Annotated in this window: 14 protein-coding genes; 3 read left to right on the top strand and 11 right to left on the bottom strand. The window is 40.2% G+C overall.

Features of this window, described 5'->3' with window-relative positions; all coding sequences use genetic code 11:
* Nucleotides 1–9: 9 nt before the first annotated feature.
* The 4 genes from DLJ48_RS03780 to DLJ48_RS03765 all read right to left on the bottom strand — a co-directional run bounded on the left by DLJ48_RS03780 (nucleotide 10) and on the right by DLJ48_RS03765 (nucleotide 3986).
* Nucleotides 10–1263, bottom strand: coding sequence for a D-alanyl-D-alanine carboxypeptidase family protein (locus tag DLJ48_RS03780; RefSeq protein ID WP_243148671.1), 1254 nt, complete (start codon nucleotides 1261–1263; stop codon nucleotides 10–12).
* A gap of 76 nt (nucleotides 1264–1339) precedes the next feature.
* Nucleotides 1340–2455: a sensor histidine kinase gene (locus tag DLJ48_RS03775; protein WP_243148669.1), complete on the bottom strand. Its 1116-nt coding sequence runs from the start codon at nucleotides 2453–2455 to the stop codon at nucleotides 1340–1342.
* A gap of 29 nt (nucleotides 2456–2484) precedes the next feature.
* On the bottom strand, nucleotides 2485–3177 hold the full coding sequence (locus tag DLJ48_RS03770) for a response regulator transcription factor (protein ID WP_128686047.1): 693 nt from the start codon (nucleotides 3175–3177) through the stop codon (nucleotides 2485–2487).
* Nucleotides 3177–3986, bottom strand: coding sequence for a DUF1129 family protein (locus tag DLJ48_RS03765; protein ID WP_128686046.1), 810 nt, complete (start codon nucleotides 3984–3986; stop codon nucleotides 3177–3179). Before DLJ48_RS03765 ends, DLJ48_RS03770 begins: the two co-directional genes overlap by 1 nt.
* A 308-nt stretch (nucleotides 3987–4294) precedes the next feature.
* On the opposite strand from DLJ48_RS03765, the gene DLJ48_RS03760 reads away from it, so the two are divergent.
* Genes DLJ48_RS03760 through treC form a run of 3 tightly spaced genes read left to right on the top strand, consistent with a single transcriptional unit; the run spans nucleotide 4295 to nucleotide 7979 of the window.
* Nucleotides 4295–4783 (top strand): PTS sugar transporter subunit IIA, encoded by a 489-nt coding sequence (locus DLJ48_RS03760; protein WP_128686044.1) that lies wholly within the window; start codon nucleotides 4295–4297, stop codon nucleotides 4781–4783.
* A gap of 20 nt (nucleotides 4784–4803) precedes the next feature.
* Nucleotides 4804–6312 (top strand): PTS transporter subunit EIIC, encoded by a 1509-nt coding sequence (locus tag DLJ48_RS03755; RefSeq protein ID WP_128686042.1) that lies wholly within the window; start codon nucleotides 4804–4806, stop codon nucleotides 6310–6312.
* A gap of 20 nt (nucleotides 6313–6332) precedes the next feature.
* The gene (treC, locus tag DLJ48_RS03750) at nucleotides 6333–7979 is read left to right on the top strand and encodes an alpha,alpha-phosphotrehalase (protein WP_128686040.1); all 1647 of its coding nucleotides are present in this window, start codon (nucleotides 6333–6335) and stop codon (nucleotides 7977–7979) included.
* 30 nt (nucleotides 7980–8009) lie between these two features.
* On the opposite strand, the gene treR is transcribed toward treC, so the two are convergent.
* The 7 genes from treR to rsmG form a co-directional block, all read right to left on the bottom strand.
* Nucleotides 8010–8735 carry a trehalose operon repressor gene (treR, locus tag DLJ48_RS03745; RefSeq protein WP_128686039.1) on the bottom strand — a complete coding sequence of 242 codons (726 nt, stop codon included), beginning with the start codon at nucleotides 8733–8735 and terminating at the stop codon, nucleotides 8010–8012.
* 100 nt (nucleotides 8736–8835) lie between these two features.
* On the bottom strand, nucleotides 8836–9939 hold the full coding sequence (gene ychF / locus DLJ48_RS03740; protein WP_128686037.1) for a redox-regulated ATPase YchF: 1104 nt from the start codon (nucleotides 9937–9939) through the stop codon (nucleotides 8836–8838).
* Nucleotides 9940–10003: 64 nt separating this feature from the next.
* Nucleotides 10004–10183: a DUF951 domain-containing protein gene (locus DLJ48_RS03735; protein ID WP_128686035.1), complete on the bottom strand. Its 180-nt coding sequence runs from the start codon at nucleotides 10181–10183 to the stop codon at nucleotides 10004–10006.
* Nucleotides 10183–11067: a ParB/RepB/Spo0J family partition protein gene (locus DLJ48_RS03730; protein ID WP_128686033.1), complete on the bottom strand. Its 885-nt coding sequence runs from the start codon at nucleotides 11065–11067 to the stop codon at nucleotides 10183–10185. The genes DLJ48_RS03735 and DLJ48_RS03730 overlap by 1 nt, the downstream gene beginning before the upstream one ends.
* The gene (locus tag DLJ48_RS03725; protein WP_128686031.1) at nucleotides 11057–11263 is read right to left on the bottom strand and encodes a hypothetical protein; all 207 of its coding nucleotides are present in this window, start codon (nucleotides 11261–11263) and stop codon (nucleotides 11057–11059) included. The genes DLJ48_RS03730 and DLJ48_RS03725 overlap by 11 nt, the downstream gene beginning before the upstream one ends.
* Nucleotides 11235–12014 carry a ParA family protein gene (locus tag DLJ48_RS03720; protein WP_128686029.1) on the bottom strand — a complete coding sequence of 260 codons (780 nt, stop codon included), beginning with the start codon at nucleotides 12012–12014 and terminating at the stop codon, nucleotides 11235–11237. Before DLJ48_RS03720 ends, DLJ48_RS03725 begins: the two co-directional genes overlap by 29 nt.
* Nucleotides 12011–12736 carry a 16S rRNA (guanine(527)-N(7))-methyltransferase RsmG gene (rsmG, locus tag DLJ48_RS03715; RefSeq protein ID WP_128686027.1) on the bottom strand — a complete coding sequence of 242 codons (726 nt, stop codon included), beginning with the start codon at nucleotides 12734–12736 and terminating at the stop codon, nucleotides 12011–12013. Before rsmG ends, DLJ48_RS03720 begins: the two co-directional genes overlap by 4 nt.
* Nucleotides 12737–12739: the final 3 nt, after the last annotated feature.

The following is a 12739-nucleotide window of genomic DNA, read 5'->3' as shown; positions in this document are numbered from 1 at the left end:
TTCACCAGATCAATGTGTCAGCCAACGCCAGTACCTGATAAATAAATTATGTGATATTTTTGTGGACTTTGTCGCCTGCAATTTTATTTTGTGAAACTGATCCAGCCCATACAAATAATCAAAATGCTTTGTGTTATTGATTTTGCTAGTAAAAATCTGGCCCCTTTTGACTGCAGCAGATTTTCGATCATAAGGAATGGCTTGTGCAGATATACGTTGAGGTCCCTCACCATTTGTCCAAAAAGAAAATGTCGAAGCGATTTTTAAGGCTATTTGATTCAACTGTGTTTTCTGTAAATAAAGATTTTTAGAGCCAGTGATGGCATGACCTTTTTTAATCACGTGGTTAGTTCCTTGGTTCATGACTTCTTTAACCATATTTGCTACAAGCTGCCAAGTTGGTAAAGGTGTTTCATAGTCAGATCCATTCATAACAACTGATAAATACTGCTGACCATTTGCTAATTTATCGGTCAATCCCAACATAACCGAACCAGCAGAACGTGAGGCCCCGGACTTGGCTGCAATAAATTTAATCTTCGTATCAGCGACTTCTGCATTGAATTTAGACAAGGTTCCTATCGATTGAAAACGCTGGCTGCTGTTCGGATACTGAAAATTGAGTTGGTTTTCTTGCATAATTTTCATCACCTCAGGGTAGTCAGTGAATAAGCGATAAGCTATCGTTGATAGTGCTTTAACTGAAGCAAGATTCTCTGCCTTGTCTGATATATCCCTGATTTTGCCACTACCAAGATACGAATTAGAGATGCCGACCGCATTGTAAAACTTAAATTCCGATTTTGGAATTCCAAAAGAGGCAGCGGTCTTATTCATGAGTTTGGCAAAATTAGTTTGATTGCCAGAAATAGCATCCCCCAGCAAAACACCAGTCGCATTGCTCGAAATCAATAAAGTCGATTCTAATAACTGTTTAACTGTATACGAATCATTTGGATACAAGGTCACATTCATTAATTCAGTATTTTGGGAGAGCCGATAGATTTCGTTATTCGATTTGATTCTTTGCTGCCAAGAAAGTTTTCCACTGCGAATCGCTTTTAAAACTAAATAGGTGGTCAGCAGCTTGCTTGTTGAAGCAATCGTCAGTTTTTGCTTTGGATTTTGTTCGGCAACGATTTGGCCCGTTTTAAAATTAACGACCAAAGCAGCATTAGCCGTTTCTTTAAGCTGGATGGGTTCTCCATTAACAGTTGACAGCTTTTCTTGTTTGACTTCATCATTGATAAAAAAGCCAATCAAAAAAGAAATGATTAAAAGGCCTAAAAAAACGCCTATTGAAATTTTTCTACCAATATATTTTGTTTGATGCTGTTTTTTAATCGTGTGCTAGCCCCAACGATGCGTCAACTGGCAGTTCGATGACAAAACTAGTCAGTTGACTGTTTGATTCGGCATGAATTGAACCATGATGCTGCTGAACAATGCCTTGCGAGATCGCCAAGCCCAAACCTGTGCCGGAAATTTCTTTATTACCTGATTGGTCCACTCGATAAAAACGATCAAATAATTTCAAAAGACTCGCTTTTGGAATCTGCTCGCCATCATTTTGAACCTTGATTTCGACTTTATCATCTCTTTTAGCTGCGGTTAATTTAATAAAGGTCATCGTCTTACCGTATTTAAATGCATTATTGATTAAATTCATAAACAAACGTGCTAGTTTTTCCGGATCAGCTACAATTTGGATCTGATCTGGATTGGTCAAACTAGACATGGTAATGTGATGCTTGTTTGCATCAAGGCTAAATTGAACGATCAGCTGATCAAAGAACTCAGATATTTCCATTGGTTGAAAATGAAGATTCTCACCATTGGTTTGTGTTTGGGAATAAGAAAAAAGATCTTCCACCATCGCGACAAGCTGTTGTGCCTTGGAATAAGCAGTTGACGCATGTTTTCGCATCTGATCAGCGGGAATATCGGGGTTCGATTCAATCAGCCCTAAATAACCAATAATCGACGTCAGCGGCGTTCTTAAATCATGAGAGACATTGGTGACAAGTTCTTTTTGTTTTTTTTCATTTTCCCGCTCTGTATTTAAAATAGCCTGCTTGGCTTGCGTCATTTGGTTGATTTGCGAAACCAAATTAGTCACCATCGGATCGATTGAAGACATTTTGATACGATCATTATCGTTTGTCTCGTTTATTTTTGTGATTTCATCAGACAGACGTTTTAATTGAAGTTGTTGATATTCACGCAAAAACAAAAATATCCATAAAATAATTCCTAAAATCAGAATAATCGCAAATCCCCACCACTGCGCATTTTTCGGTGTAAAATTCTGGCCATCAAACATGACGCGGACAGAAGAACAAAATTTGCCACGACTAATTCTAAAAGAATTGGATAATAAAGCAGCAAAAAAAATAAAGACTGACCAGTCCAAAAAAAGCAGTACGATTGCCGTAACTGCTCCAAAAAAAGTCAAATGTCTTATTTCTTTCGCTCTGAGTTTCACTAATTAATTTCCACTTTATAGCCAACACCCCAGACCGTTTGGATGACCTCGTCACCATTGGTGGCTTCTTTGATTTTGTCACGGAGATGAGAAACATGGACCATCACTGTCTTGGCTGAAACAACTGATTCCGTTTGCCAAACACGTTCAAAAATCTCATCAGCTGAAAAAACACGATTTGGATGGCTGGCCAATAAATACAAAATACCAAATTCCAAAGCCGTTAACTGAACAACTTCTCCGGCTGCTGTCTTGACTTCGTGAGAATCCTTATTAATTGTCAAGGCGCCAGCATCAATGATTTCCGGTGCCTCATCTTTAACATCATTAGAAGAACGGCGCAGCAAAGAACGTACTCGTGCCATTACCTCCAAGGGATTAAAAGGTTTAGTCACATAATCATCAGCACCCGTGATCAGACCCTGGATCTTATCCATATCGCCTGTCTTGGCTGAAACGATCAAGATAGGAATATTTGTGTCTTTTCGGACAGCTTTCACCACATCAAAGCCGCTCATACCTGGCATCATAACATCCAAAATCATCAAAGCAATGTCAGGATTGGTATTCAATTTAGATAAAGCTTCTTCACCGGAATATGCCAAAACGGGCTCGTTGCCTTCATTTTGGATATAAATTTCTAATAATTCGGCGATTTCTTTGTCATCATCCACAACAAGAATTTTTGTCATTATTTTTTGCTTCTCGCTTTCTTGGCTTTTGGATATTTTTGACGATACTGAAGTGTTGCATTAGTTGCCAAGCTGCCAATAATTAGAATACCTTTGGGCAAAGAACTTTGCTTTCTCCAAAAATAATAAGAAACACCTGACACGATCGCAATGATAAACAGCCAAAGAGCACTTAATGCCGGGTTGATCACAGCTGGGAGCAAAGTAGCAGCTGTGAACACAATGAACAGAGCCGCCAACGCCAACAGCAATAACAGTATTCTTTGCCAGACTGGACGCCGTTCTTTTTTACTAGGATCCGGACTCAGAACTCGCGTTGCAAAAACATACACTGCACCAGCAACGATAGATAGAACAAAGAGTGATACCAAGCCTACGCCTTGTACTTTCTTAGATGATGTTCCCAAAGCAGCAGTCAGCGCATACATCGCTGAAAACATAATCAGCAAAGTCCAGGCAGTGTCTAAGAATTCAGTCCAAAAACTATATTCAAATAATTGCTGCGTAATTTTTGGACGCCGCGCATCAGCAGCTGAAGATGCAGCTGCTTGATGATGCCCTTGCTGTGCAAGTTTTTTACGACGAGCCGCTGCAGCTTTTGGATCTGTCAGATCCTGAAAATATTCTGTTGGCGTACCAAAAAGCTGGCGAGCGGTCTTACCGGTCTTTTGTCCAGTCAACAGTTTTTCTTGTAGCTCTGCGATAGTTGAATTTGTTTTCTCATCATTGAAACTTTTGGATTGAGACAAAAGTTTCGTTAAATGAAAAATAAACTCCTGATTTCGTTTAGAAAGTTCGGAATTTGTCATTAAGCCTCCGTGTAAAATTATACTAAAAAGGCGAACAAATTCTTAAGATTATCGAGACTATCTGAGAATGATTACAAATATTTTGCCCTAATGACACATATCACAGTTTTCACAACGATAAATAACGCCATTTCAAAGAGAATTATTTTTTCCGAAAGAAACACATCACACCTATTAAACATCTTTGCCAACCAATATCTTTGTGAGATTATTTTTTGAAGTGACCAATGTAACCGCTTGCAATTATGTCATTTATTGATTATGATTAAGTTGTATTTCAATGTTGTACGTACAAGTTAGGAGGCAAGATGTTCGGTTTAGGAAAAAAGAAAAAGACTTTAATTGATGATCAAAATCTTTATGTGCCAGTGAGTGGAAAAGTTGTTGAGCTAACCACCGTATCGGATCCTGTTTTCGCACAAAAAATGATGGGTGAAGGTTTCGCGGTCGAACCAACAGGCGGTCCAATACTGGCACCAGTATCCGGCCAAGTAACTGCCGCTCAGCCACATGCAGTTGGATTTAAGCGAGCCGATGGTCTGGAAGTCCTGGTCCATATCGGCATTGACACAGTCAGCATGGGTGGAAAACCCTTTAAACTACTTGTTCAAATTGGGGATGTTGTCAATGGCGGTGACAAAATTACAGAAGTTGACTGGCAGGCTATCAAAGATGCTGGTTTCCCTGCAAGTACCATGGTGCTGATCACTAATTCTAAGGACGCACTCGATGATTTTTCTGTAAATTATGGGTCAGCTGAAGCAGGAAAAATTATCGGTCGTGCTCAGGCTAAATAAATTTCATTAAGGGGGTTATTATGGCAAAACAAGATTATAAAAAGCTCGCCAGCGACATTATTGATGGCGTCGGCGGCGCTAGTAATGTTGATAAAGTGATTCATTGTATTACTCGATTACGATTTTATCTGAAAGATGAAAAAAAAGCTGATACAGCAAAAGTTTCTAATTTACCGGGAATCGCTGGTGCCGTTTACAATGCCGCTCTTGGCCAATACCAAGTTGTCATCGGGCCAGCAGTCACGGATGTTTACGATGAGGTCGTTGCTCAATTAGGTGATTCAGTTGTTGATCAAGCCGCTACCGATCAAGCAGTGGCAGACACACAGGCGGTAGTGGAAAAACGGCCGACCAATTTGTGGGGCTGGGTCGTTTATGCCTTCCAGCTGCTTGTTGGTACTATCACAGGCTCAATGATTCCAATTATTGGTTTGCTGGCAGCCTCTGGTATTTTAAAAGGCTTTTTGACTTTGTTTACTTTTAATTTAGGCTGGATCGATGTGAAATCAACAACCTATATCATCATCAACGCTATGGGCGACTCGACCTTTTATTTCTTGCCGATCCTTGTTGGATATACAGCTGCCAAACAATTAAAATCAGATCCAATTGTCGTAGCTGCGATTGGTGGTGTTTTAGTTCATCCAACAATAGCGGCTTTATGGGAGGCGCCAGTTAAGGGTATGACCACCTTATTTGGTATTCCACTGAATGCTAGCTTCTTTGGTATTCCGGTTCATATTCCACAATATTCGTTTTCAATTTTCCCAATTATTTTCGCAGCTTGGCTAGCGAGACCAGTCGGCAATTGGCTCAAGAAGGTGTTGCCACTGAGTTTGCGTTCTATTTTCCAACCACTGTTTACACTTTTTATCGTGACATCAGCTGTGCTCGTCTTAATGGGCCCTGCAATATCACTTATTTCTTCTGGTCTAGCAGCTATCATCAATTTCTTAGTCACATCCAACGAAGCAATTGCCGGATTAGTGATCGGTGCTTTCTATCAATGTCTAGTCATCTTCGGTCTGCATTGGATGGTTATACCGTTAATTTCTAATGACATCGCTTTAACAGGACATTCAGTCTTGAACGGTCTGGTCAACTTCACAATGATCGCTCAGGGAGCTGGTGCCTTAGCAGTTTGGGCTAAAACAAAGAAAACCGATATTAAAAGTTTGTCATTAGCTGGTGCCCTTTCTGGGTTTGCCGGTGTGACCGAACCTGCAATGTATGGCATTAACTTAAAATATGGTCGTGTCTTTTGGATGGCAAGTATTGGTAGCGCTGTTGGTGCTTTTATTGCCGGTCTCATGAAAATTAATATGTTCGGTTTTACTGGATCATGGATCGGCTTTCCGTCCTTCTTCTCAAAAACAAATCCGAATAACATCTGGATCTTTGTGATTGCTAGTACGATCACCACGATCGTTTCCTTTGTTTGTGTTTACTTCTGGGGATTTAAAGACAGTGATGTCGATCAAGTAAGAAACGTTGAAAAGAAAAACGTCTTTAAAGATGCAGTTAGCTAAAAACTATTAAGGAAGGGTTTATGTCAAATATTGGAAACAAAGTTGTTTATCAAGTTTACCCAAAATCCTTCAAGGATAGTAACGGTGATGGTATCGGTGATTTACAGGGCATTGTTGAAAAATTACCCTATTTATCCAAATTAGGCATTGATTATTTATGGATTAATCCGATTTTCCCCTCTCCACAACGAGACAACGGCTATGATATTAGCGACTATTGTGCAATTGATCCAATTTTCGGTAATATGCGGGATTTTGAAGAACTCGTGGCCAAAGCAGCGGATCTAAAAATCGGTATCATGATGGATATGGTTTTCAACCACACCTCAGTCGCTCACGAATGGTTTCAAAAAGCCTTAGCAGGCGATAAAAAGTACCAAGATTACTACTTGCTACGGCCAAAAAAGGCCGATGGTTCTGCACCGACCAATTGGCGATCAAAATTCGGCGGTAGTGCTTGGGCAGCATTTGGCAGCGGCAGCTTAGATTACCTTCATTTATATGATGTCTCACAGGCTGACTTAAATTGGCGTAATCCAGCTGTGATTTTGGAATTAGAGCATGTGTTAAAATTCTGGCTGGCTAAGGGCGTAAAAGGTTTTCGCTTTGATGTGATCAATGTCGTCGGTAAAGATCAACAGCTAATAGATGACCCTAACGCTGGTGATGGCAAAGAGATGTATACAGACAAAGCGATCGTGCATAACTACTTGCAAAAGATCAATCAAGATGTCTTTACAGAACATGAGAATATTCTAACTGTTGGTGAATTAAGTTCGACGACGATTGAAAACGCCATTGCCTACACGAAACCGAATCGACATGAATTATCAATGGCTTTTAGTTTTCACCATTTAAAAGTTGACTATGATAATGGCAATAAATGGACCAAAATACCCTACGATTTTCGTCAATTAAGGCAAATTCTGCAGCAATGGGGAGAAGGTTTATCCGACGGAGATGGCTGGCCGGCATGGTTTTGGAATAATCACGATCAGCCGCGTGCAATTAATCGTTTTATTACCGATCCTAAATACCATCGTTTAGGTGCACAAATGCTGGCCGCGACCATTCATTTAAATCGTGGTACACCTTATATTTACATGGGCGAGGAAATTGGCATGACGGACCCGGATTTTCAGTCCATGAAGGATTATGTTGACGTTGAATCCCACAATGCTTACAATGCCTTATTAGCTCAAGGCAAAACAGCCGAAGAAGCTTTTGCCATTATTAAAAGCAAATCTCGTGATAACGCTAGAATACCGATGCAATGGAACGCTAGCAATTATGGCGGTTTCTCTACCCACCAGCCCTGGTTGGCAAATGGCAACTACAACAATATTAATGTTGAAAAAGATGTCAAGGATCCCAACGGTCTCTTTCATTTTTACCAGCGCTTAATTACGTTGAGAAAACAAGAAAGTGTGATTGTCAAAGGAGATTATCAAGCTGTTTTCAATGATGTGCCAGAGGTGATCGCCTTCACAAGGCATTATCAGAATCAAACACTGCTGGTTATTAATCACTTCGGTGAAGCAGCAACTAGCTTAGACTTGACAGACAAGATTCTTGATGGCAAAATTTTGCTGGCTAATTATCCAGACGCAAAAATCACTCATCATTTAGTTATCAGACCTTATGAAACGCTTGCAATTAAATATTAATAGTAAACCCAGCCACTATCAATTGGGTTTTTAAAATGTTTTTTGTCGACGAGAAAATTCGTTAAACTGGAATTTATCGGGACGATGGCGACTGATCGTATGCTGAAAATAAGTCGTATCAGCCAAGTGCACACGGCTCTCTACTTGAATTAGGCGGTTTTCCTGCACTGCAAGATTTGGCATCCATTTACGGTCTGTTGACGTCACCAATTCAGCTGTAACTGATTTCTCCGCATAAGCAATGATCAATTTTTCTGTATTCTCCAAATAATCATAAATAGAGCCGCTGGCAATTTTCGCTGTCATATGAGGGACAATTTTTTGGTCAAAATAATCCTCATCGATGACGCTAGCCAGACCGTCGATATTACGTACACGGATAATATGATACAAATTCGTGCCGATCGGAAAAGCAGTCTTGTGATAGTTGCTGGGATCAGACTTTATCGTCTCAAATAAAACAACTTTTGTAGCTGCATCCAAGCCTTGGACTTCTTTTAATTCTTGAAAACTGGTCAGACCGGAAATTGGAAAATTAATCAAGCTGTGTTTTAAAACTTGTGACCCACGTCCATGCTGTTTTTGAATAAAGCCGTCTTCGTCAAGACGTAATAACGCTTTGCGGACTGTATCTCGAGAACACGAAAACTGGTCAGCGATCTTGGCCTCGCTAGGTAAAAAAGAGTCTGCGGGATATTTTTCCTCGACGATGCCTGTTTTCAGTTGTTGGTAAATTTCAATATAGCGAGCTGTCATATGTCGTGGCTAATTCGTGTTTCATAAAGATGTTGACTGATAATAATTATACTGAAAAAGACCCGATCAAGGGTCTTTTATTTTGTGTTGATCTATCTGATTAAACATTGAAGCGAAAATTGATAATGTCGCCATCCTGTACCAAATATTCTTTACCTTCAGAACGCAGTTTGCCAGCTGATTTAACCGCCGCTACCGAACCTAAAGTATCTAAATCAGTGAAACTAATTGTTTCGGCACGAATGAAGCCGCGTTCAAAATCAGAATGGATAATACCCGCAACCTGTGGTGCTTTCATGCCAGTCTTAAAAGTCCACGCCTTTGTTTCTTTCCCGCCGGCCGTAAAAAATGTCCGTAAACCTAACAAGTGATAAGCTGTCCTGATCAATTTGTTCAGTCCTGGTTCGCTAGCACCCGCCATTTCTAAGAAATCTTGTTTATCGCTATCGTCCATTTCAGAAATTTCTTCCTCAGTCTTAGCTGCTAGACCGATCACTTCAGCCTGATCCTTAGCTGCATAATCCGCCACCGCTTGATAAAGGAGCGATTTAGTCGGATCAGCCATATCATCTTCAGCAATATTGGCAACATACAGCATCGGTTTATCGGTCAAAAAGAACAGATTATGAACGATCTTCTTTTCCTCTTCATCAAATGACAAGCTGCGAACCGGCTGGCCGCTTTCTAAAACAGGTTTAATTTTTTTTAAAACATTGTACTCCGCAATTGCAGTTTTTTCTTTAGAATTCAAGGCAGCTTTTTCAACTTTTGCATAACGATTATTGATCTGCTCCAAGTCGGCAATAATCAATTCTGTGTTGATCGTTTCAATATCCTCGACTGGATCAACCTTGCCGGAGACGTGTGTGATTTCGGAATCTTCAAAAGCACGGACCACTTGAATGATCGCATCTGTTTGACGAATATTTTCCAAAAATTTATTACCCAGGCCTTCACCTTGAGAAGCGCCTTTGACAATGCCGGCAATATCTGTAAATTCAAAAGTCGTCGGTACCACTTTATCAGCTGGTTCAATGGCTTGAATTCTCGCCAAACGATCATCGGGCACCTCAACAACGCCAACGTTCGGTTCAATAGTTGCAAAGGGATAGTTGGCCATCTCGGCCCCTGCTTTCGTAATCGCGTTAAATAATGTTGATTTGCCGACGTTCGGGAGGCCGACAATTCCTGCAGTTAATGACATATTTACTCCTAATTCATCCTAATTCTACTATTTAATTGATTGCAAATAAAAAAGGCTGAATCAGTCAGTCTTTAATGATTTTGTTTAAACGCTTTTTAAAATCCTGTCGTGTCATCATCACAACGCGATGGCAATTCGTACATTCAATTTTAATATCCGCACCCATACGGATAATTTGCCAAGCATTTGTCCCGCAAGCGTGGGGCTTTTTCATTTCCACAATTGTATTCAACTGATAATTCATTAATTCAGATCAACTCCCAGTAAATCCAAAATTCGGTTCAATTCGTCTTTATTGGCGAAATTAATTTCCAGTTTTTTCTTTGACAAAGATATTTTGGTCGAAAACTTGTCTTCCAGCTGCTGTTCGATGGCTTGTATGTAGATACTATTTGACGGTTTTTTTGCATTCGTCTTTTGCTTAGAACTAGCGGTGTGTCGAACTATATCTTCAATTTGGCGAACCGACAGCTGTTGTTTGATGGCCTTATCAGCTAAAAGCAGCATATCGGACTGCGCATCCAAGCCTAATAAAGCTCGTGCGTGCCCCATTGAAAGTTGACCCTCAATAATCAGTTGCTGAACCTGCGCTGGTAAATTCAAAAGGCGCAGCGTATTTGCAATAGCAGCGCGTGATTTACCAAGTTTTTCAGCTGCTTGAGCCTGGGTCAAGGTTAATTGTTTCATATAAGCGTTAATACCTTGAGCTTCTTCGATGGGGTTCAAGTCTTCACGCTGCAAGTTTTCAATGATCGACAAAGCCATCATAGCGTTGTCAGACAGGGACTTCACAATGACTGGAACTTGTGTTAATTCAGCTGATCTAGCCGCTCGAAAACGACGCTCTCCAGCCACAATTTGATATTTATCTCCGTGCTTGCGCACGACGATCGGTTGAATCAGCCCGCTTTCCTTTAAGGAATCAGCCAGCTCTGATAAAGCTGCTTGATCAAACGTCTTTCGCGGCTGAAAAGGATTAGCTTCCAGAGAAGTGATCGCGATCTTTAATACAACATTATCTTGATCTTTTTTGTCAGCGACCTTGTCAACAACCTGCGCTTCTTTTTTATCGGCTTCATCTGAAAATAAAGCATCCATACCGCGGCCTAAGCCACGTTTATTCGCCATCTACGACCGCCTCAAATTCGATCATCGTATAAAAATGACCTGGTTCATTGTGATGATTCACATTAGGCGTGCCAACAAAAGAAGCAACGACTTTGCCGCCGGAATATTTTAAGTAATCATTCACTTTTTGTTCATGCAAATGGTAATCACCAGCTGTATGAATAATTTCAACTTGGTTTACTGTCTTCTTTGCCATTTTCGCTAATAATTTCCTTTACCAATTTATTGTATGCTCGTGCACCCGATGAAAATCCCGCAAAATCAAAAATTGATTGACCAAAACTCGGTGCTTCAGTTAAACGAACATTTCTCGGAATTGTTATTTCATAAGTTTTTTCCGGAAAATGCTTTTCAACCTCCGCAACGACCTGCCGGCTTATTTTCGTGTGTGTAGTCATTGTCATCAAAATTCCTTCAATCGTCAAGCCTGAATTACCATGTTCTTTGACTAGATCGATCGTCTTCATTAATTGGGCTAATCCCTCTAAAGCGAAGTATTCCGCTTGAACCGGAATCAGGACTGAATCGGCTGCGGTAAGGGAATTTAGTGACAATAATCCCAATGCCGGTGGATTGTCGATCAGAACAAAATCATAATTTGTTTTCTCCTTGGCAATCTTTCTTTTTAAGAGAGTCTGCCGGTCCTTTTTTTTCGTCAATTCAATTTCAGCGCCGGCTAATTCAGTTGATGAAGGCAAAATATCAAAATTATCGCTTCGGTGAATAATAGCCGACTTGGCCGTTTTATTTGCAATTAAAACATCATACGCATCATTCGTAATATCTTCTTTATCAACACCTGATCCCGAGGTCGCATTGGACTGTGGATCCAAATCGATCAGCAGCACGCTTTGGTTATGCCTTAAAAGACCAGCTGCTAAATTCAAAGCAGTTGTTGTTTTGCCAACACCTCCCTTTTGATTAGCTAGCGCAATTACTTTAGTCATGGTTTACCACCGATAGGCGACTTTAAAGGTGTACCGGCTTTTCTCGGATAACGGTTTTTGGTCGGCTTGATTTTGTCAATGGTAATCAGAACACGTGGGTCGCCATTCGGTAATTCAAAGGAAAAAGTCTGCGCAACACGACCGCCTAACTCTTCTAGCGCCTTACTAGCATCAAAAATCTCGTTTTCATGATGAGTTGATTTCATCAGAATAGCCTTGCCGCCAACTTTGACAAAAGGCAAAAGCAACTCTAATAAGGTATTCGTATTAGAAACAGCCCGCGCAATCGCAAAATCAAATTTCTCACGATAATTAGGATTTTTGCCAAAATCTTCAGCTCGGCCATGAACTGTTTCAACATTTTTTAAAGCCAATTTTTCAATTAATTGATCCAAAAACGAAATTCTTTTTTGTAGCGAATCCAGTAACGTTAATTGCAGCCGCGAATCAATAATTCTCAGCGGTATTCCTGGAAAACCAGCACCTGAGCCAATATCGATCAATGACACTTTTTTAATGGTACTAGGCAGGTACAACAGTGGTGTCAAAGAATCATAAAAATGTTTCAGCCAAACATCACTCGGATCAGTGATTGCAGTTAAATTAACTTTTTGATTGTATTCCAGCAAAAAATCAAGATACTTTTGAAAGGATTCAAGATTTTTTTCAGAGATCGGCAGACCCTTAGTTTTAAGTATTGCTGCAAATTCATCTGCTGTCATTTG

It is taken from the genome of Oenococcus sicerae (genome assembly GCF_004102045.2).
In the GTDB taxonomy this organism is placed as follows: domain Bacteria; phylum Bacillota; class Bacilli; order Lactobacillales; family Lactobacillaceae; genus Oenococcus; species Oenococcus sicerae.
Note: the sequence above shows the minus strand (reverse complement) of the source record. Positions and strands in the feature narration are given on the sequence as shown.

Coding starts and splice junctions, on each gene's coding strand:
- DLJ48_RS03770 (WP_128686047.1), bottom strand. CDS start 3,177: ATGACAAAAATTCTTGTTGTGGATGATGACAAAGAAATCGCCGAATTA.
- DLJ48_RS03765 (WP_128686046.1), bottom strand. CDS start 3,986: ATGACAAATTCCGAACTTTCTAAACGAAATCAGGAGTTTATTTTTCAT.
- DLJ48_RS03760 (WP_128686044.1), top strand. CDS start 4,295: ATGTTCGGTTTAGGAAAAAAGAAAAAGACTTTAATTGATGATCAAAAT.
- DLJ48_RS03755 (WP_128686042.1), top strand. CDS start 4,804: ATGGCAAAACAAGATTATAAAAAGCTCGCCAGCGACATTATTGATGGC.
- treC (WP_128686040.1), top strand. CDS start 6,333: ATGTCAAATATTGGAAACAAAGTTGTTTATCAAGTTTACCCAAAATCC.
- treR (WP_128686039.1), bottom strand. CDS start 8,735: ATGACAGCTCGCTATATTGAAATTTACCAACAACTGAAAACAGGCATC.
- ychF (WP_128686037.1), bottom strand. CDS start 9,939: ATGTCATTAACTGCAGGAATTGTCGGCCTCCCGAACGTCGGCAAATCA.
- DLJ48_RS03735 (WP_128686035.1), bottom strand. CDS start 10,183: ATGAATTATCAGTTGAATACAATTGTGGAAATGAAAAAGCCCCACGCT.
- DLJ48_RS03730 (WP_128686033.1), bottom strand. CDS start 11,067: ATGGCGAATAAACGTGGCTTAGGCCGCGGTATGGATGCTTTATTTTCA.
- DLJ48_RS03725 (WP_128686031.1), bottom strand. CDS start 11,263: ATGGCAAAGAAGACAGTAAACCAAGTTGAAATTATTCATACAGCTGGT.
- DLJ48_RS03720 (WP_128686029.1), bottom strand. CDS start 12,014: ATGACTAAAGTAATTGCGCTAGCTAATCAAAAGGGAGGTGTTGGCAAA.
- rsmG (WP_128686027.1), bottom strand. CDS start 12,736: ATGACAGCAGATGAATTTGCAGCAATACTTAAAACTAAGGGTCTGCCG.